This window comes from Rhizobium sp. BK538 (genome assembly GCF_014197575.1).
Taxonomy (GTDB): Bacteria; Pseudomonadota; Alphaproteobacteria; order Rhizobiales; family Rhizobiaceae; genus Rhizobium.
This window is the reverse complement of sequence record NZ_JACIFT010000011.1, coordinates 138,966-159,429: the sequence shown is the minus strand read 5'-3', so window position 1 is coordinate 159,429 and position 20,464 is coordinate 138,966. Positions and strand designations below refer to the sequence as shown.

General features: G+C 60.4%; 15 protein-coding genes. 1 reads left to right on the top strand and 14 read right to left on the bottom strand.

Annotated elements, in window-relative coordinates; genetic code table 11:
- Positions 1-29 precede the first annotated feature (29 nt).
- The 8 genes from ligA to FHX09_RS15540 all read right to left on the bottom strand — a co-directional run bounded on the left by ligA (position 30) and on the right by FHX09_RS15540 (position 11,332).
- Complete coding sequence (gene ligA, locus FHX09_RS15575) at positions 30-2,201, bottom strand: NAD-dependent DNA ligase LigA (protein ID WP_132590737.1); 2,172 nt, start codon at positions 2,199-2,201, stop codon at positions 30-32.
- A 108-nt stretch (positions 2,202-2,309) separates the two neighbouring features.
- Complete coding sequence (recN, locus tag FHX09_RS15570) at positions 2,310-3,983, bottom strand: DNA repair protein RecN (RefSeq protein ID WP_132590735.1); 1,674 nt, start codon at positions 3,981-3,983, stop codon at positions 2,310-2,312.
- A gap of 5 nt (positions 3,984-3,988) precedes the next feature.
- Positions 3,989-4,858 (bottom strand): outer membrane protein assembly factor BamD, encoded by an 870-nt coding sequence (locus tag FHX09_RS15565; protein WP_183720441.1) that lies wholly within the window; start codon positions 4,856-4,858, stop codon positions 3,989-3,991.
- Positions 4,859-5,133: 275 nt separating this feature from the next.
- Positions 5,134-6,090 (bottom strand): UDP-3-O-acyl-N-acetylglucosamine deacetylase, encoded by a 957-nt coding sequence (lpxC, locus tag FHX09_RS15560; RefSeq protein ID WP_132590733.1) that lies wholly within the window; start codon positions 6,088-6,090, stop codon positions 5,134-5,136.
- A gap of 286 nt (positions 6,091-6,376) precedes the next feature.
- On the bottom strand, positions 6,377-8,101 hold the full coding sequence (gene ftsZ, locus FHX09_RS15555) for a cell division protein FtsZ (RefSeq protein WP_007802290.1): 1,725 nt from the start codon (positions 8,099-8,101) through the stop codon (positions 6,377-6,379).
- Between the two features lie 56 nt (positions 8,102-8,157).
- The gene (gene ftsA, locus FHX09_RS15550; RefSeq protein ID WP_007802292.1) at positions 8,158-9,489 is read right to left on the bottom strand and encodes a cell division protein FtsA; all 1,332 of its coding nucleotides are present in this window, start codon (positions 9,487-9,489) and stop codon (positions 8,158-8,160) included.
- Positions 9,486-10,418 (bottom strand): cell division protein FtsQ/DivIB, encoded by a 933-nt coding sequence (locus FHX09_RS15545; RefSeq protein WP_007802294.1) that lies wholly within the window; start codon positions 10,416-10,418, stop codon positions 9,486-9,488. Before FHX09_RS15545 ends, ftsA begins: the two co-directional genes overlap by 4 nt.
- Positions 10,406-11,332 carry a D-alanine--D-alanine ligase gene (locus FHX09_RS15540; protein WP_132590729.1) on the bottom strand — a complete coding sequence of 309 codons (927 nt, stop codon included), beginning with the start codon at positions 11,330-11,332 and terminating at the stop codon, positions 10,406-10,408. The genes FHX09_RS15545 and FHX09_RS15540 overlap by 13 nt, the downstream gene beginning before the upstream one ends.
- Positions 11,333-11,835: 503 nt before the next feature.
- Here FHX09_RS15540 and FHX09_RS15535 point away from each other — a divergent pair.
- A complete protein-coding gene (locus FHX09_RS15535; RefSeq protein WP_007802297.1) occupies positions 11,836-13,140 on the top strand; it encodes an MFS transporter in 1,305 nt (434 codons plus the stop codon).
- Positions 13,141-13,256: 116 nt separating this feature from the next.
- Here FHX09_RS15535 and murB read toward each other — a convergent pair whose 3' ends face one another.
- From murB to mraY, 6 genes are read right to left on the bottom strand one after another with little or no spacing between them, the layout of a single operon-like run.
- Positions 13,257-14,231, bottom strand: coding sequence for a UDP-N-acetylmuramate dehydrogenase (gene murB / locus FHX09_RS15530; RefSeq protein WP_132590727.1), 975 nt, complete (start codon positions 14,229-14,231; stop codon positions 13,257-13,259).
- Positions 14,228-15,643: a UDP-N-acetylmuramate--L-alanine ligase gene (gene murC / locus FHX09_RS15525; RefSeq protein WP_132590725.1), complete on the bottom strand. Its 1,416-nt coding sequence runs from the start codon at positions 15,641-15,643 to the stop codon at positions 14,228-14,230. Before murC ends, murB begins: the two co-directional genes overlap by 4 nt.
- Positions 15,640-16,764 (bottom strand): undecaprenyldiphospho-muramoylpentapeptide beta-N-acetylglucosaminyltransferase, encoded by a 1,125-nt coding sequence (gene murG, locus FHX09_RS15520; protein WP_132590723.1) that lies wholly within the window; start codon positions 16,762-16,764, stop codon positions 15,640-15,642. Before murG ends, murC begins: the two co-directional genes overlap by 4 nt.
- A gap of 6 nt (positions 16,765-16,770) precedes the next feature.
- Positions 16,771-17,925: a putative lipid II flippase FtsW gene (gene ftsW / locus FHX09_RS15515; protein WP_007802306.1), complete on the bottom strand. Its 1,155-nt coding sequence runs from the start codon at positions 17,923-17,925 to the stop codon at positions 16,771-16,773.
- A 1-nt stretch (position 17,926) separates the two neighbouring features.
- Positions 17,927-19,339: a UDP-N-acetylmuramoyl-L-alanine--D-glutamate ligase gene (gene murD, locus FHX09_RS15510; protein WP_183720447.1), complete on the bottom strand. Its 1,413-nt coding sequence runs from the start codon at positions 19,337-19,339 to the stop codon at positions 17,927-17,929.
- Between the two features lie 7 nt (positions 19,340-19,346).
- On the bottom strand, positions 19,347-20,447 hold the full coding sequence (gene mraY, locus FHX09_RS15505; RefSeq protein ID WP_007802312.1) for a phospho-N-acetylmuramoyl-pentapeptide-transferase: 1,101 nt from the start codon (positions 20,445-20,447) through the stop codon (positions 19,347-19,349).
- Between the last annotated feature and the right edge of the window lie 17 nt (positions 20,448-20,464).

The window sequence follows — 20,464 nt, the reverse complement described above, 5'->3', positions numbered from 1 at the left end:
AGGCTCTGAGGTGAGCAGAACCGATGCCCTCACCCGCCGATCAGCGCCAGCCACTCGTCCTCGTCCATCGTCTGGACACCGAGTTCGCGTGCCTTGTCGAGCTTCGAGCCAGCGCCGGGTCCCGCAACGACGATATCGGTCTTCTTCGACACCGACCCCGCGACCTTGGCGCCGAGGCTTTCGGCCCGCGCCTTGGCCTCGTCGCGTGAGAACTTTTCTAGCGAGCCGGTGAAAACGACGGTCTTGCCGACGACAGGGCTGTCGGATGTCACCGGCTGTTCGGCGGGCAAGGGCCTCTTGTCGTTGAGCTCGTCAAGCAGCGCTCCGATCACGTTGATATTGCGCGGCTCCTTGTAGAATTCGACGATGGCACGAGCGACAATCTCGCCAATGCCTTCGATGGCGTTCAAGTCGTTCCAGGCATCGCCGGAAAGTGATGCAGCCTCCTTCATCGCCTCCTCGAAGGCGTCATAGGTGCCATAAGAGCGCGCCAGCAGTTTCGCGGTCGTCTCGCCGACATGGCGGATGCCGAGCGCATAGATGAAGCGGTGGAGCGCGATAGTGCGGCGCTCGTTGATAGCTGCGTAGAGCTTGCCGACACTGACCTTGCCGAAGCCGTCGATATTCTCGAGCTTGGTCAGTGAGCCCGCCTGCCGCTTCTCCAGTGTGAAGATATCGGGCGCGGTGCGAATCTGCAGCGCCCTGTCCTCATTCTCGAAGAAGAAGTCGATTTGCTTCGATCCAAGGCCCTCGATATCGAAGGCATTGCGGGAGACAAAGTGCTTGAGATGCTCCGTCGCCTGCGCCCTGCAGATGAAGCCGCCGGTGCAGCGGGTGACCGAATCGAGCTTGCCGGTCTTCTCGTTCTTTTCGCGCACGGCATGGCTGCCGCAGACCGGGCAGGTCTTCGGGAATTCGTAGCGGGCTGCATCTGTGGGCCGCTTTTCCATGACGACGTCGAGCACCTGCGGGATGACGTCGCCGGCCCGCTGCACGATCACGGTATCGCCGATGCGGATATCATGCTCCTCCTCGCGGATGCGTTCGCCCGAATTGCCGATGCCTTCAATGTAATCGGCATTGTGCAGCGTCGCATTGGTGACGACCACGCCTCCGACGGTGATCGGGGTCAGCCGCGCGACCGGCGTCAGCGCACCAGTGCGGCCGACCTGGATGTCGATATTTTCGACCGTCGTGAAGGCCTGTTCCGCCGGGAACTTATGCGCGGTCGCCCAACGCGGGCTGCGCGAACGGAACCCAAGACGGGTCTGCAGCTCAAGACTGTCAACCTTGTAGACGACGCCGTCGATGTCGTAGTCGAGATCCGGTCGCTTCAGGCCGATCTCGTCATAGTGCGCCAGGATATCGGCGACGGAATTCAACCGCTTCATCAACGGATTGACGGGAAAGCCCCATTCCTTGAACTTCTGCACCATGTCGAATTGCGTCTTCGGCAAATCATTGGGCTCGGAAATCTGGCCCCAGGCGTATGCGAAGAACTTCAGCTTGCGGCTCGCCGTCACTTTCGCATCGAGCTGTCGCAGCGAGCCAGCGGCGGTGTTGCGCGGATTGACGTATGTCTGCTTGCCCGCCGCCTCCATCTGCTTGTTCAGCGCCATGAAGTCGCTCTTGGCCATATAGACCTCGCCGCGCACTTCAACGACGGCAGGAACGCCCGCAGGCAACTCGTTGGGGATTTCCTTGATGGTGCGGATATTCGCGGTGACGTTTTCCCCCGTCGTACCGTCGCCGCGAGTCGCTGCGTTTACAAGTTTGCCATTCTCATAGCGGATCGACATGGAGAGGCCGTCGATTTTCGGCTCTGCGGTAAACGCGATCGACTGGTCCGGCAGACGGCCGAGAAAACGGTAGACGCTGGCCACGAAGTCCTGCACGTCCTCCTGCGAGAACGTATTGTCGAGCGATAGCATCGGGCGCGCATGCACGACAGGCGCAAAGGTCACCGAAGGCGCGGAACCGACACGCCGCGATGGGCTGTCTTCGCGAATGAGTTCCGGAAAGCGCGCCTCGATCGCGTCGTTGCGCCGCTTCAGCGCATCATACTCCGCATCCGAAATCGCCGGGCGATCCTCGCCGTGGTAAAGCTCATCGTTGCGGGCGATCTCCCTGGCAAGTCGCTCAAGCTCGGCAGCGGCATCTTCGATCGTCAGGGCATCAACGGCTATGGCTTCGGTCGACATACGGCTCTCGCTCCACGGAATCTGGAGTCGTTTTAGAGCAAAATGCATGGATTGAAAGAGAGCGAGACGTCATCTCCGGCGCCTCTCCCCAATTCGGCGATTGCGAAATCAGCCGTTCCCGGCCAGCAGACGGGCAGCCGCGGCCCTCGCCTCTTCCGTCACCGAGGCCCCCGCCAGCATGCGCGCGATTTCCTCCGTACGGTCGCCAGGCGCCATCGTCGCGACGCGAGTCGCGATCTTCTCGGAGCCTTCCGCAGCCGGCCCCTTCGAAATCAACAGATGCGTTGCGGCCCGTGCCGCAACCTGCGGCGCATGCGTGACCGACAGCACCTGTACACGGTCGGAAAGGCGCTTCAGCCGCTGCCCGATTGCATCCGCAACCGCGCCGCCGACGCCGGTATCGATTTCGTCGAAGACGAGCGTTGGCGCAGAGCCACGATCGGCAAGCGCCACTTTAAGGGCCAGCAGGAAGCGCGAAAGCTCGCCGCCGGATGCCACCTTCATGATCGAGCCCGGACGCGTGCCGGGATTGGTCTGAACGTGGAACTCCACCACGTCGATACCCTCCGAGGTCGCATCTTCGGGATCGGTGGTGATTTCCACCATGAATCGTGCCCGCTCGAGCTTTAGCGCCGGCAGCTCCGCCATGACCGCAGCAGCCAGCGCGTCTCCAGCATGATGACGCTTGTCGGAAAGCGTGCGGGCCGCCGTGTGGTAGTTCGCCTTGGCGACACCGACCTCCGCCTCAAGCTTGGCAAGCCTTTCCTCGCCAGCGTCGAGATCGGCAAGATCGCCGATCATGCGAACGGCGAGCGCCGGCAGTTCGGTCACCGGTACGGAGTACTTGCGCGAGGCGGCGCGCAAGGCAAACAGGCGCTCCTCTACACGCTCCAGCTCTTTCGGATCATATTCCGTTTTCCGGAGTGCCGCCTCGACTTCCATCTGAGCGTTGGAGAGCTGGTCCAGCGCAGCGTCCAGAAGCGCCACCGTATCTTCCAGCAGTCCTGGGGCTTCGTGGCTCTTGCGCTCCAGCCGGCGCACCAGCGAGGCGATATGCGGCACAGGAGAGGCGTTGCCGTTGAGGAACTCGGAAGCCTCGGCGATATCGCCCGCGATCCGCTCGGCCTTCATCATCTTCTGGCGGCGGTCGGCAAGTTCGTCCTCTTCGCCATCCTGCGGTGACAGCTTTTCGAGCTCCTCGACGGAGGAGCGTAGATAATCCGCCTCGCGCGCAGCATTCTCCACCTTCTCGCGCTGCTTCTTCAGTGTTCGCTCGGTATCACGCCAGATGCGGTAAAGGTTGGAAACGGCCGCAGAGTCTTCGTTCGCGCCTGCGAAGGCATCGAGCAGCATCCTGTGGGCATGCGTATCGACGAGAGCGCGATCATCATGTTGGCCGTGGATCTCGACCAGCATCTGTCCGGCCTGGCGCATCAGCTGAACACTGAGTGGCTGGTCGTTGACATAGGCCTTCGTACGCCCGTCAGAGTTTTGGACGCGGCGAAAGATGAGGTCGCCATCATCATCGATGCCGTTTTCGCGCAGCAACTTGCGGGCGCCGTGATCCGGCCCGACGTCGAAGACAGCCGTCACCTGCCCCTTGTCTTCGCCGTGTCGAACAAGGCCGCCATCGCCGCGGCCACCAAGGGCAAGCGACAGGCTATCGAGCAGGATGGATTTGCCAGCACCGGTCTCACCGGTCAGCACCGAGAGGCCGGTCTCGAAGGCGAGATCCAGCCGCTCGATCAGGACGATATCGCGGATCGAAAGCTGGGTCAGCATTGGCCTCAGGAACCGAGCAGGAGTTTCTTGCCTGCAGCAGCGATCCAGGAGCCCGGGTTTTCACGCGGCTCTGTGCCACCGCTCTTCAAGAGCTTGAAGGAATCTGCGTACCACTGGCTATCCGGATAGTTGTGGCCCAGAACGGCGGCGGCGGTCTGCGCCTCCTCGACGATGCCCATTGCATAATAGGCTTCGACAAGGCGCGCGAGCGCTTCTTCGATCTGGTTGGTATTCGGATACTTCTCAACGACTGTGCGGAAGCGTGAGATTGCCGCAAGGTATTCCTTGCGTTCCATATAGTAACGACCGACCTGCATTTCCTTGCCGGCGATCTGGTCGCGTGCGAAGCGGATTTTCGCTTGCGCATCGTCGACGTATTCGGAATCCGGATAATTGTCGATGACAGCCTGCATGGCTTCGACGGTCTTTGCAGCCGCGCGCTGATCCTGCGTGACGTCGACGATCTGCTTGGAATAGGTCAGACCGATCAGATACTGCACATAGGGAGCATCCTTGGACTTCGGATACTGCGCCATATAGCGGTTACCCGAGGCGAGAGCATCGTCGAGACGGCCTTGGCGGTACTTGACGAAGGTGCTCATCACGAGCGCCTTGCGCGCCCATTCCGAGAACGGGTTCTCGCGGTCGATGGCATCGAACTTGCGCGCCGCCTCGGCCATGTTACCGGCCTTCATGTTGGCGAGGCCCTGGGTATAAAGAACATCCGGCGGATCGCTCTCGACGCCGAGCTTGGTAATATCGATGTCAGGGTCCGACTGGCATCCGGAAACTAAGGCACCTGCGCTCAGCACCAAGAGCGATGCGAACAAAGCGCGCGCTGTCTTCATCATACTTTCAGACCCTGCATAACCCATCGGAACAATCCCAACGCTGCCATCCCTCAACAGCAGCCACGCCTTGCTGGCGTTTCTAGCCACAAATGAGCAGCCAGAGCAACGCAATGATGATGCATTAACGCATTTTTGTGGCGACGCAGGCCATATTCACCGGTTTTGCACCGAGAAAGCTGCAACTGTTGCCGCTAAACATCTGCGGCAACACATCTATCGGGGAATCACCGTCGGTCTGTTCCCCATAAAGAAACCGCCTCCCGAAGGAGGCGGCCCTGGCCTTAAAGATGCGATGGAGGTCATGCCGACCAGGGAGCAAATTCCGGTGCGTTGACCCGGATGAAATCCCGAGGAGCAACACGCTGGCGCGGCGCAGAGGTCTCGACCACTTCATAGGCGGTCGGGTCGCTGAGCAGCGCCTTGAGAGCATTAGCATTCATCTTGTGGCCACCGCGATACGAGCGGTAGCAGCCGATAAACGGAGCGCCGGCCAGTGCCAGATCGCCGACGGCATCGAGTGCCTTGTGGCGCACGAACTCGTCCTTGGCGTAACGCAGGCCCTCGACATTGATAACAGTATTGTCGTCCGAGATGACGACGGAATTCTCAAGCGAGGAACCAAGCGCATGGCCAGATGCCCAGAGACGCTCGACATCCCGCATAAAACCGAAGGTGCGAGCGCGCGACAACTCTGACTTGAACGTCGCGGCCGTCATGTCGCCTTCCCATTTCTGCCGGCCGATCAGCGGGCAATCGAAATCGATCTCGACTTCAAAGCGCATACCGTCATAGGGACGGAACTCGCTCCACGAGCCGCCATGCTCGATGCGAACCGGCTTGGTGACGCGGACGTAGCGGCGCTTCACGCCGAGCGATACCAGGCCAACCTGTTCGATCGCTTCGATAAAGGGCATAGAGCTGCCGTCCATGATCGGCATTTCGGCGCCATGGACCTCGATCAACACGTTGTCGAGACCAAGCGCGTAGACAGCAGCCATGACATGTTCGATCGTCGCGACTGAGCGCGCCGGCGAGAACCCAAGAACAGTGCAGAGATCCGTATTGCCGACCTGCGAAGAAACAGCACGGTATTCGGAAACCTCGCCGTTCTCATGCATGCGATTGAAGACGACGCCAGTGTCGGCTTCTGCCGGGTTGAAGGTAATCGAAACGTCAGCACCGGAATGGACGCCGATGCCCGAGAGCGTGATCGGACGTGATACCGTCGTTTGAAAACCCAACATGCCAATAACCATAAATTTTGCCTTTATTATCCCTGGTGACCCGCCGCGGCTAACATGCCGAACTATCTGCCAGGGTTCATTTCACTCCGTCCAAGTCTCGCCATGAAGGGCACAAGGGCGGTTTCTTGACCCCATACATACGTGCGCCCGGGTTCCAATCCAAATCACTGTTTCTTTCGCATTGTTACGAAAGTATGCCATTGAAATAACAGCGCAATTAGCGCCAGATTCGATGCTCTGAAACAGCAATGCCCGGGAGCTTACTCCCGGGCATCCTTGTGGCGATTCTGTCCTTGCTTCAGTTCGACTGACGGCGCAGGAATGCCGGAATTTCGAGCTGATCGTCTTCCTGCATCATGCGAGCCTGCGGAACGCTACGACCCTGATCGTCGAGATTTCCACGGCGCGGTGCATAGAGGCTTGCTTCGGGAGAGAGCGGACGGCGCTGCTGCGAGGCAGCCGCAGGAGCCGACGTCATCTCCGGCGCGACTTCCTCTTCGCGGCGGCCAAGCGAGTTGGTGATCCGCTTCAGGAGGCCCATTGGACCACGCTCTTCATGCGCATGAGACGTCGGAGCAGGCTGCGAGCGATGGTCGATCTCTGCCTGAACCACAGGCGGGAAATCTTCCACCTTCGGCATACGTACGGCCTGCTGAGCGGCCATCGGCTGCTGCATGACCGGCGCCGGCTGGCTGATAACAGGCTGCTGAACCGGCTGGCTCATGACCGGAGCGTGAACTGGAGCCTGCTGAACCGGAGCAGGACGAATGACCGGAGCGGCCTCAGGAGCAGCGAAGATCTTGCTCTGCGGACGGAAGGTCTCCTGCATCGCCGGCTGCTGGACCGGGGCTGAAGCACGCGGCGCGTGGATTTCAAGCTCGCGTTCCATTTCGGCTTCAGCCGTACGGATTGCTTGCGCGACCGGATCGACGGGCTTGGGTGCCTGCTGCAGGACAGGTGCAGGCTGAACTGCGGCCGGCGCCGGAGCAACGGCCGCGGAAGGACGCACGATCGGCTTTGCCACCGGCTGGAAAGTCTTCCCTGCCGCCGCGTTGATGGCACGGTCGATGCCTGTCGCAACGACGGAAACGCGGATGATGCCTTCGAGCGATTCGTCGAATGTCGCGCCGAGGATGATGTTCGCATCCGGATCGACTTCTTCGCGAATACGGGTTGCCGCTTCATCGACTTCGAAGAGGGTAAGGTCGCGACCGCCGGTGATGGAGATCAGCAGGCCCTGTGCACCCTTCATCGAGGTTTCGTCGAGCAGCGGGTTGGCGATCGCAGCTTCGGCAGCCTGCATCGCGCGGCCCTGGCCGGATGCTTCACCGGTTCCCATCATGGCGCGGCCCATTTCACGCATGACCGAACGAACGTCAGCGAAGTCGAGGTTGATGAGACCTTCCTTCACCATCAGGTCAGTGATGCAGGCAACACCCGAATAGAGAACCTGGTCAGCCATCGCGAAAGCGTCGGCAAAGGTCGTCTTGTCGTTGGCGATGCGGAAGAGGTTCTGGTTCGGGATGACGATCAGCGTGTCGACCGACTTCTGCAGCTCTTCGATGCCGGCTTCCGCCAGGCGCATGCGGCGACCGCCTTCGAAGTGGAAGGGCTTGGTGACAACGCCAACGGTCAGGATGCCCTTGTTCCGGGCTGCCTGAGCGACAACCGGAGCAGCACCAGTACCCGTGCCGCCGCCCATACCGGCGGTGACGAAGCACATATGCGTGCCGTTCAGGTGATCGATGATTTCATCGATGCATTCCTCGGCAGCTGCGCGACCGACTTCCGGCTGCGAGCCAGCACCGAGACCTTCGGTAACATTGGCGCCGAGCTGGATAATGCGCTCTGCCTTCGTCATCGTCAGGGCCTGGGCGTCGGTGTTGGCAACGACGAAGTCGACGCCCTGGAGGCCCGCGGAGATCATGTTATTGACAGCGTTGCCACCGCCACCGCCAACACCGAACACGGTGATACGCGGCTTAAGCTCAGTGATATCCGGCTTTTGCAGCTTGATAGTCATGTTACCGTTCCTTCTCTTTATGGCCGCATCGCCACGCCGGCCAATTCACTCAATTATCAGAAGCTTTCTTTCAGCCACTGCCCCATGCGGGCAAAGCGGCTGGTATTTCCCCCAAGCGACATGAGCAGACCGCTCTGTGACGCATGTGTTTCCTGGTCCGCGACCTGCGGATAGATCATCAGGCCGACGGCGGTCGAAAAGGCTGGGCCCTTCGCTGCTGTCGGCAGGCCCGAGACGCCCATCGGACGACCGATTCTGACGTTGCGGGCAAGAATGCGGCGTGCGACTTCGGCAAGGCCGGTCAGCTGGCTCGCACCGCCCGTCAGCACGACGCGCTTGCCGACGATCGGGCTGAAGCCCGAGCGCTGGATGCGGTCGCGGATCAATTCCATCGTTTCCTCGATACGGGCGCTGACGATGCGTGATACCAAAGCGCGCGGCACCTGTGTCGGCAGGTCGCGTTCGTCTTCGCCGATCGGCGGGATCGAGATCAGTTCGCGCTCGTCCGAGGAATTCGGCATCGCGGAAGCATGGACGACCTTCAGGCGTTCGGCATCCTCGATACGGGTCGAAAGACCGCGGGCGAGATCCGTGGTGACGTGATGGCCGCCGAGGCCGACGGCATCCGTGTGCACCAGCTTGCCTTCTGCGAAGACCGAAATCGTCGTCGTGCCGCCGCCCATATCAATCGCCGCGCAGCCGAGCTCGACTTCGTCGTCGACGAGAGCAGCAAGGCCGGATGCGTAGGGCGTCGCAACGATGCCCTCGACCGAGAGGTGCGCGCGATTGACGCTGAGCTCGAGGTTCTTGAGCGCGGTACGCTCAGCCGTGACGACGTGCATGTCGACGCCGAGAACGTCACCATACATCGACAGCGGATCGCGGATACCGCGCTCGCCGTCAAGCGAAAAGCCGGTTGCCAGCGAATGCAGTACGGCACGATCCTGGCGCAGCGACTGCTGGCAGGCGGCGGAAAGGACCTTCTTGAGGTCGTTCAGTTCGACTTCCTGGCCACCGAGATCGATGGTCGCAGTGTAGATGTCGCTCGTCAGGCGCCCCGCCGTGACGTTGACAATCAGGCTTTCGACAGTAAGACCGGCCATGCGCTCTGCAGCGTCGACCGCAAGGCGAATCACGCTTTCCAGAGCATCCAGGTCAGAGATCGCACCGGTCTTGATGCCACGCGAGCGCTGATGACCGATCCCGATGATCTCAATGTTATGCGTGCGACCGGGCAAAACCTGACTTTCCTCGCGGGGCGTCAGGCGGCCGATCATGCAGACGACCTTCGTCGATCCGATGTCCAGCACCGAAACGACATGGGACCGCTTCGATGAAAGCGGCTTCAGGCGCGGCAATCCGAAATGGGACGAACCGAACAAGCTCATATATTTTGCCCCGCCTTCTTCAAATCCTTAGCCCTCTGATCGAGCACCAGTTGCCGGCGCGCCATCGCCTCCGGCGTCAACTGAATTGCCGTGCGGTCGGTGAGCCTCAGATCGACGGCAGCGATGTCGCGCTCCAGAAGATCCTGCTCCTTCATGAACTTCGACAGCCGCGCCAACGCCAGATCGACATCGTCTTCCGGCAGCTTCACCGAAATGCCGTTGTCCATGTGCAGATCCCAGCGACGACCCGAAACCCAGACGTAGGCCTTCACCCGCGCCTTGATCTCCGGCCAGTTTGCGAATTCGGCTTCGAGCGAAGTTGCAGCAGCCTCCGCGCCACGACCAACCACCAGAGGCAACTGCGAGAACTTATTGTCGCGCAGCGGAGCGATTACCGAGCCCCCCTTTTCCACGAGAGAAAGTTCCTGGCCATGCTGCCAGATGGCGTAGGCCTCACGCTCCTTGAGTTTCACCTCGATCGTCTTCGGATAGATCTTGCGAACTTCAACATTCTCGACCCAGGGAAGCTTCGCGATCTTCTGACGCGCCGCATCGACATCGAGCGCCACGAGCGACGTTGTGCCATCAAGCCCCAACAGCTGCAGGATCTCGATTTCGGAGGTCTCGGAATTGCCGGACACCTTCACATCATCGATCGCAAATCCGGCAGCCGTTGTCGTCGCCTGGGCAACGGCTTCTGTGTGACCACCGAGCGACATGCCATAGAGACCCGTCGCGGCAAAGAAAGCCAAGGCGGAGACCGTCCCGACATGAGCCGGAATATGGATGCGGCCGCTTCCGAGGCTGACAAGGAAGCGAACGACACGCCGCAGCGGGCGCGGCAGAATCAGCCGACCATCACCCTCGGGATACGAAGGCTCCACCTGATGACTTGGGCGCCCTATCCTTTTGACCGTCACCGAGAACAAGAAGCGTCCTCCACCATCCAACGGAGAAATTCACCAAACGAGTAGCCGGCATGACCGGCCATTTCGGGCACCAGGGAGGTTGGCGTCATGCCTGGCTGAGTATTGATTTCCAGCCAGATAATTTCGCCATCTTCGGAGAAGCGGTCGTCATAACGAAAGTCGGAGCGACTGACGCCACGGCAACCAATTGCTTGATGCGCCCTTAACGCCAATGATTGTATTTTTTGGTAAATATTCGGTGAAATTTCCGCAGGGATGACGTGTTTCGATCCACCCGCGACGTACTTGGCATCATAATCGTAGAAGCCATGCCCGAGCGGCACAACCTCGGTCACGCCGAGGACCCGATCACCCATAACGCCGCAAGTCAGCTCGCGACCATAGATGTAACGCTCGACAAGAACCTGCTCGCCGTAGCGCCATTCCGGAGAGCTGATGATCTGCGGAGGGTGAGATTGATCCTCTTGAACGATCACCACGCCGAAGCTGGAGCCCTCACGCACAGGCTTCACAACATAGGGCGGCTTCATCGGGTGCTCGGCCGGAAAGGCGAATCGATTGATCACCTCGGATTGCGCAACCGGAATGCCAGCGGCGGCGGCAACGCCCTTGGCCTTCTCCTTGTCCATGGCAAGGGCCGACGCCAGCACGCCGGAATGCGTGTAGGGAATCTCAAGATATTCAAGCACGCCCTGGATCGTACCATCCTCGCCGTAGGGGCCATGCAGTGCATTGAAGACGACATCGGGTCGCAAGGCAGCAAGCTTCGCAGACACATCGCGGTCGACATCAATCCGCGTCACCTGGAAGCCCTCAGCCTCAAGAGCATCCGCGCACGCCGTCCCGGAAGAAAGGCTTACCGGCCTCTCCGAGGAAAACCCGCCCATCAGGACAGCGACATGCTTGCGACTCATCAACACCCCCAAAAAATAACCTGCACACTGCGTTCCGACGCTTGCACCAAGCTTGTTTGTCGTCCGAATCTCGCTCGGTGATGCAGATGTATTAGAGTCCGATTATGGTTAATGAAGCGTTTACTTTCGTTAATTTTTGCCTTGTCCGACCGCCCGGACAGGGCCGTGCAAAACGCAGAAACCCCGTGGCGACAGCGCGTGACGCGCGGGGTTCCGTAAAGGAAGTTGTGTCAGTTCGAGCCCTCTTCGCCTGCTAATTTCCACACAAGGCCACCCAGAGCGCCGCCAAGGAGCCCTCCTGCGCTCAACCAGAGCGTTCATGAGGGATCTGCTTCATATTGATTCTGGTCAAGTGACCACACGCGGGCGTCGATGGGTGGAAAAATGCAAAGCCTACTAATCTTTTTTTCGTTTGTTACGCGGTGACCATTTGCGCCGAATTAAAATTGCGTTAAGAGCCGCCTGCCTCCCAAGGCATCTTTACAATCCCGATTGGAATGAAAATGTCAGACGCGATATACAAAGTATCGCCGACTCCCGCTTCATCGAACCATGCGCAAGTCAACTCGCCGGCGCGTGTTCTGATCGCGAGCCTCGTCGGCACCACGATCGAATTCTTCGATTTTTACGTGTATGCAACCGCCGCCGTGCTGGTCTTTCCGACGCTGTTCTTTCCGAACAGCGACCCGACGACCGCACTGCTTGCATCCTTTGCAACCTTCTCCATAGCCTTCTTCGCCCGTCCGCTCGGCGCCGTGGTCTTCGGCCATTTTGGCGACAGGATCGGCCGCAAGACGACACTCGTTGCCGCGCTGCTCACCATGGGCATTTCGACGGTTGTGATCGGCCTCCTGCCCTCCTACGAATCGATCGGCGTCATCGCACCGCTGCTGCTCGCGCTTTGCCGTTTCGGCCAGGGCTTCGGTCTCGGCGGCGAATGGGGCGGCGCCGTGCTGCTCGCGACCGAGAACGCGCCGGAAGGCAAGCGCAGCTGGTACGGCATGTTCCCGCAGCTCGGCGCCCCGGTCGGCTTGTTCCTTTCCTCGGGCATCTTCTGGCTGCTGCTGCAGGTCATGTCTCAGGACGCTTTGCTGAGCTGGGGCTGGCGTGTGCCGTTCATCTCCTCGATCCTGCTGATCGTCATCGGCCTCTGGGTCCGCCTCTCAATCACCGAGACGCCAGCCTTCCAGAAGGCGATCGACAAGCAGGAACGCGTTGCTGTTCCGGTTGCCGAACTCTTTCGCAAGCACAAGCGTAGCCTGTTCCTCGGCACCTTTGTGGCGCTCGCGACCTTCGTGCTGTTCTATATCGGATCGGCCTACCTGCTGTCCTACAACGTCAAGGTCCTGAAGATCCCGTTCCTTGACGCGCTCGAAATCCAGATCGTCGGTTCGGTCGCCTTTGGTATCTTCATCCCGATATCAGGCAAACTGGCCGAGCGGTTCGGACGTCGCGAAATGCTGATCCTCACCACCTTGCTGATCGGTATCTTCTCGTTCTTCCTGCCCGGCCTGATGACCGGCGGCGAAGGTGGCATCCTGGTCTTCGCGATCGTCGCCATGGCGCTGATGGGCATGACCTACGGTCTGATCGGAACCGCGCTTGCCGCCCCCTTCCCGACGGCCGTCCGCTACACCGGCTCGTCGATCACCTTCAACCTTGCCGGCATCTTCGGCGCTTCGCTGGCGCCCTACATCGCCACCTGGCTGCAGGCAAACTACGGCATGCAGTATGTCGGCTACTATCTCGGCCTCTCCGCGGTCATCACGCTGATCTGCATCCTGGCTTCGGGCCGCGACGAAGTCTGAAGTTAACTCATATTGAAAACGAAGGCCGCAAAACCCTGGTTTTGCGGCCTTTCTTATCTGTAAGAAGGTAAAAAGCTATTTCCTGTCGCTCGAGCGAGGAACCAGCCGGACGAAGTCTACTCGCTGGTCACGCCCTGGAAGGGGCGGACTTCGCGTCCCGGCATGAAAACGCCGAGACGCTTGATTTCCCACTCAAGCTTGATGCCGGAATTCTCGAAGACCTCGCGGCGAACCTGTTCGCCGAGATATTCGAGATCATATCCCGTCGCCTGCCCCATGTTGATCATGAAGTTGCAGTGAAGCGAGGACATCTGCGCTCCGCCGATCACCAGACCGCGGCATCCGGCCTCGTCGACGAGCTTCCAGGCCGAATGCCCTTCCGGGTTCTTGAAGGTCGAACCGCCGGTTTTTTCCCGGATTGGCTGGACCGTCTCGCGATGGCTGCGCACGGCGTCCATCTCAGCGCGGATCTTGGCGCGATCCTCGCTATAGCCTTCGAAGAGCACCGACGTGAAAATCAAATCGTCCGGCACCGACGAATGACGGTAGGAATAGCCCATATCGGCGTTCGACAGGATGTGCTTGTTACCCTTGCGATCAACGGCGTTCACCTCGACAACCCGTTCACGCGTCTCCGCGCCATTGGCGCCGGCGTTCATGCGTGCCGCACCGCCGATGCTGCCAGGGATGCCGTAGTAGAAGTGGAAGCCGCCGATGCCGTTGTCCATTGCCATGGCCGCAACATGCTTGTCCGGGCAGATTGCACCGGCAAGAATACGATTCTCGCCAGCGAGCTCGACTGCGCCGAAGCCTTTCGCCGAAAGCCGGAGAACGACACCAGGAATGCCGCCATCGCGCACGAGAATATTAGAGCCGACGCCCACGACGGTGATCGGCACTTCTTCGGGCAGGATCTTGAGGAAGGCGATGAGGTCGTCCTCGTCGTGTGGCTGGAACATCAGCTCGGCCAGACCGCCAGCGTGGAACCAGGTGACACGGTCCATCGGCGCATCCGGTGTGATCCTCCCACGGATGTCCTTTACGCCGTCGCCGAGCGACGCAAGAAGCTTTTCCCCATTCACCTGTTTCATGCAGATATTCCCGAAAGGCTTTCCAATTGCTTGGGCAGCGCTGCCGCCCAGTATGTGATACTCCCAGCCCCCAACAGAACCACAAAATCCCCCGGCTTTGCAATCTCTGCGACCATTTCAGGCAAAAGCTCTGGGGACGACAAGAAGCGGGCATCACGGTGACCGCCCGATTTGATCCGTGACACAAGTGCCTCGGAGTTCGCCCCTTCGATGGGATCCTCGCCTGCGGCATAGACAGGCGCAAGGAAAATGCTGTCCGCATCGTTGAAGCAAGCCGCAAACTCCTCGAAAAGGCTCGATAGGCGCGAATAGCGATGCGGCTGATGGACCGCAATCACACGCCCCTTGCAGGCCTCGCGCGCGGCCCGCAGCACGGCCTTGATCTCGACCGGGTGATGACCGTAATCATCGAAGATCTGCACACCGTTCCATTCGCCGGTCAGCGTGAAGCGACGCTTGACGCCGCCAAAGGAGGCCAGTCCCTTGGCGATGTCCTCGCTCGACATGCCGAGACGGTTGGCAACCGCAATCGCGGCGGTGGCATTAGAGATGTTGTGACGTCCGGGCATCGGCATCACGAGATTGTCGAGCCTGATGACCTGCCCAGTCCGCCGGCGACGGATCTCGACGTCGAAAATCGAACGCGGACCCTCGACACGAACATTCATGAAACGAACGTCGGCCTGAGGATTCTCGCCATAGGTAATGATCTTGCGGTCCTCGATGCGGCCAACCAGTGCCTGGACTTCCGGATGGTCGAGGCACAGCACGCCGAAGCCGTAGAACGGCACGTTCTCGACGAACTGGCGGAATGCAGCGCGCACGGCATCGAAGTTGCCGTAGTGATCGAGGTGTTCAGGGTCGATGTTGGTGATGACAGCAACATCAGCGGGAAGCTTCAAGAATGTGCCGTCGGACTCGTCGGCCTCCACCACCATCCATTCACCCTCGCCCATGCGGGCGTTGGTGCCGTAGGCATTGATGATGCCGCCATTGATTACCGTGGGATCGAGGCCGCCTGCTTCCAACAACGTCGCCACCAACGACGTCGTTGTCGTCTTGCCATGCGTTCCGCCGATCGCGATCGCGTTGCGGAACCGCATCAATTCGGCAAGCATCTCTGCCCGGCGTACGACCGGCAGCAGCTTTTCGCGCGCCGCTACGAGTTCCGGGTTGTTCTTCTTGATCGCGGTCGAGACGACGACAACTTCGGCGTCGCCGAGGTTCTCGGCCTTGTGACCGACGAAGACTTCGATGCCCTTGTCGCGCAGGCGTTGCACATTGGCGCTGTCGGCCTGATCCGATCCCTGCACGCGATGGCCGAGATTATGCAGCACCTCGGCAATGCCGCTCATGCCGATGCCGCCGATGCCGATGAAATGAACGAGGCCGATGGCCTTCGGCATTTTCATGCGCGTTTCCCCTTGAACTCTGCAATTGTACGTCGTGCCGCAATAGCCTCTACCATGTCGGCAAGCAAGTTCGCAGCATCGGGTTTACCCGCCTGCTTTGCTGCAGCGGCCATCCGGCCGAGCTTTTCGGGGTCATTCATCACATGGGTGAGGATCGAAGCAATCTTCTCGGGCGAAAGCTCGGCCTGCGGAATAACCTTGGCACCGCCTGTCGCCGCAAGCGCTGCCGCATTCGCGGCCTGATCGTGATCCAATGCATGCGGATAAGGCACGAGCACGGCCGGCCGCCCGATCACGGAAATCTCCGAAACAGTCGATGCGCCTGAACGGCAGATAACGAGATGTGCAGCGGCAAGTCGTTCGGCCATATCGGTGAAGAAGGGGGCTGTGTCAGCCGCCATCTTCAACTGAGCGACGCAAACGCCCATCATCTCCGTATCTTCCGGCCGCACCTGCTGGGTAAGGCGCAGGCGATCGCGAAGTCCGTCATCAAGTAAGCTGATGGCGGTCGGCATCGCCTTGGAGAAATACTGTGCGCCCTGGCTGCCGCCGAAGACGACGAGATTGAAAGGTTCACCAGGATTCGATGGAGAATACGGCACTTTCGCCGCATCGATGATTGCCGGGCGCACCGGATTACCCGTTGTCACCGTTTTGTCGGGAAACTGACCGCCGCCTTCAGGCAGGAAGCCGCCGGCAATCGCTTGCACGCGGCTCGCCAGCGCCTTGTTGGCGCGTCCCATCACCGCATTCTGCTCGTGGATCATGGCAGGCACGCCAAGGCGTGTCGCGGCGAGCAGCGGCGGTACAGTGGGATAGCCGCCGAAACCGACAACAACCACGGGCTTCAGCCGTGCAATCAGCTTCTTGGCGGCCCGCATGCCGCTCCAAAGCGTCCACAGCGAGCGAGCGACGGAGACCGGATTCTTCGAGCCGATCGTCGCCGACGGAACGACGTGGATCTCATCGGCCGGGAATTTTCCGGCATAGCGCTCGGCACGACTGTCGGTGACGAGATGCACGGAATAGCCCCGCTCTTTCAGCTTGTACGCCAGAGCCTCCGCGGGAAACACATGACCGCCGGTTCCCCCGGCGGCAAGCAGGACGATGCCTTTGCTCATGAACTCTTACTCCGCCGGCATGCCATGCGCGACGCGGAAGAGGCTCCGATCCTGCGCACGCTTTTCCGGCCTATGGCGCGTCAGCGCGAGAATGAACCCGGCGGTGACGCAGATGGCGACCATGGACGAACCGCCGTAGGAAATCAGCGGCAGGGTCATGCCCTTTGCCGGCAGCAGTTCGAGATTGACGCCCACATTGATGATCGACTGTATGCCGATCTGCAGCACGAGACCAGCGACGGCAAAGCGGTTGAAGTCATTCCGCTCCTTGTAGGCATGCGAGAGACCGCGCAGCACGAGAACGGAAAACAGCGCGACAAGCGCCATGCAGAAGACGATCCCGAACTCCTCGGCAGCGACCGAGAAAATGAAGTCGGTATGCGCGTCCGGGATGATGCGCTTGACGATGCCCTCGCCCGGTCCCTGGCCGAACCAGTCGCCGCGGATGATGGCTTCACGCGCCGTATCGATCTGGAAGGTATCGCCCTCGCCGGTCAAGAACTTGTCGATACGCAGCGCCACGTGCGGGAACACGTAGTAGGCGCCGAAGAGTCCTCCGACCCCGCCGGCACCCAGAATAATGATCCAGATCCACGGCATTCCGGCCATGAAGAACATGCCGCCCCAGACAGCCGTTGTCAGGATCGTCTGCCCAAGGTCGGGCTGTGCGACCAGAAGTGCTGCCACGATGCCAAACAGGATGATGGCGAACAGGTTGCCCGGAATTTCAGGCTGCCTCGCATGCTCGGCAAAGAGCCATGCGCAGACCACCACAAAGGCCGGCTTCATGAACTCTGACGGCTGGATCGAGATGCCGGCCAAGGTGACCCAGCGGCGGGAACCCTTGACCTCGATGCCGAAGAACAGCGCCAACAACATCATGGCGAGAGCGACAATCAGCAGGATGATCGCCGTGCGCCGCACCTGGCGTGGCGTCAGGAAGGAAAGCCCGACCATGACAGCGAGCGATGGGATCATGAAAGCCGCGTGTCGCTTGACGAAGTGGAACGGCTCCAGCCCGATGCGCTCGGCAACCGCTGGCGAGGCGGCGAACGACAGCATGAAGCCGATGCCCATCAGGAAGATGAACATCGCCAGGAAAAAGCGGTCGATGGTCCAAAACCAATCGGCCAGAGGCCCACGTTCCGCGCGGCTTACCATGTCATTTATCTCCTGTTGCCGAACCGATCAGCATGGTGATTCCGTCGAGCGCTGCCACATGGCTGACAAATGCATCGCCCCTCACTTCGAAGTTCTTGTACTGGTCGAAGCTTGCGCAAGCCGGGGATAACATCACGGCCAGTGGGCCGCTTTCATCTTTTTCAGCATCCGCAGCCGCATGTGCCACGGCGCGCTCCAGCGTTCCGGAAATCTCATATGGCACGGCTTCGCCGAGCGTCGCGGCAAATTCGGCCGCGGCTTCGCCGATAAGATAGGCCTTGGCGATCCGCGGGAAGAAGCCCGTCAGCGACGTGATGCCACCGGCCTTTGGCAATCCACCGGCAATCCAGTAGATGCGGTCGTAACTCGACAGCGCCGGAGCGGCCGCATCAGCGTTGGTGGCCTTCGAGTCGTTGACGAAAACGACATTGCCGCGACGCCCGACCGGCTGCATCCGATGCTTGAGCCCGGGGAAGGACGTCAGGCCGGCACGAATTTCATCTTCCGAGACGCCAACTGCAAGGCATGCGGCGACGGCTGCAGCGGCATTCTGCGCATTATGGCTGCCACGCAGTGTCTGGATGCCGTTAAGATCGGCAATCGGCCTTGTTGCGCCTCCCGAGGCCTGGATAAGCTTCGTTCCATCCGCATAGATGCCATAGGGAAGCGCGTGGCGCCGCGAAATCCGCGTAACCTTGCCGCCTGCCCGCTCGATACGGTCTGCAATCATCTCGCAATGGCTGTCGTCCACGCCGATGACGGCAACGCCGCTGCCGGCAACAAGCCGCTCCTTGATGTCGGCATAGTGCTGCATCGTGCCATGGCGATCGAGATGATCCGGCGTCAGGTTGAGCAGGATGCCCGCGGACGGATTGAGTGTCGGAGCGAGGTCGATCTGATAGGACGAGCATTCGACGACGTAGAAGCGTCCATCTTTTGGCGGATCGAGCGTCAGGACCGCCGTCCCGATGTTGCCGCCGAGTTGCGTATCCCTGCCGCTGGACTTCAGGATGTGCGCGATCAGCGCCGTCGTCGTCGACTTGCCGTTGGTGCCGGTGATCGCGATGAACGGGCAATCCGGCGCATGCGCCCGGCGCTCGCGCACGAAAAGCTCGACGTCGCCGACGATATCAACTCCGGCGGCACGAGCGAGATCGACCGTCCAGTGCGGTTTCGGATGCGTCAGGGGAACACCTGGCGAAAGCACGAAGAGCGATTGCGCGCTCCAGTCGATGGAGCGCAGATCTACTGTATGAATGCCTTCAGCGGCAGCCTTGGAGACGCTGTCCGGGTTATCGTCCCATGCAGTGACCTCGGCACCACCCAATTTGAGCGCACGCGCCGTGGCAAAGCCCGAGCCGCCGAGCCCAAAGAGCGCGACCTTCTTCCCTGCGAGTGTCGTAACGGGGATCATTGCGGCCTTACCGCAGCTTCAGGGTAGAGAGACCAAGCAGGGCGAGACCGACCGCAACGATCCAGAAGCGGATCACCACCTGGCTTTCCGTCCAGCCCTTCTTTTCGAAATGGTGATGGATCGGCGCCATCAAGAAGACGCGCCGGCCAGTCATCTTGAAGAAGCCGACCTGGATAATGACCGACAGCGTCTCCATCACGAACAGGCCGCCGATGATCGCCATGACGATCTCGTGCTTGGTGGCCACGGCAACCGTGCCGATCGTGCCGCCGAGCGCCAGCGAGCCGGTGTCGCCCATGAAGATCGCGGCGGGCGGCGCATTGAACCAGAGGAAGCCGAGGCCGGCGCCGATGACGGCGCCGAGGACAACCGAGAGTTCGCCCGTGCCCGGCACGAAATTGATCTGTAGATAATTCGCGAAGACGACGTTACCCGCCAGATAGGCGATGACGCCAAAGGACGCAGCGGCGATCATCACAGGGACGATGGCGAGGCCATCAAGACCATCGGTAAGGTTCACGGCATTGCCGGCGCCAACGATCACGAAGCCGCCGAAGACAACGAACATGATGCCGAGATTGATCATGAAATCCTTGAAGAACGGAAACGCGACCGACGACCCGAAGGTTGAACCTGCCGTACCCGACGCCAGCGCCGTGCGCATCATGAAGTAGACGGCAATGCCGGCAATCACGAACTCGATGCCGAGCCGAGCCTTGCCGGAAAAGCCCTTATGGCTCTGCTTGGTGACTTTCAGGTAGTCGTCGTAGAAGCCGATCGCGCCGAAACCGAGGGTCACGAGCAGCGTCGCGACCACGTAAACGTTGGAAAGATCGGCCCAAAGCAGCGACGAACCGACAATGCCGGCGAGGATCATCAGGCCGCCCATGGTCGGCGTACCGGCCTTCTTGAAGTGCGTCTGCGGGCCGTCGGCACGGATCGGCTGCCCCTTACCCTGGCGGATACGCAACGAGTTAATGATGGCAGGACCAAAGAGGAACACAATGAAGGCGGACGTAAACAGGGAGGCGCCCGTGCGGAAGGTGATGTACCTGAACAGATTCAAGAATTTCAGGTGTTCCGACAGTTCGACAAGCCAAATCAGCATTCAGGGCCCCTTGTTTA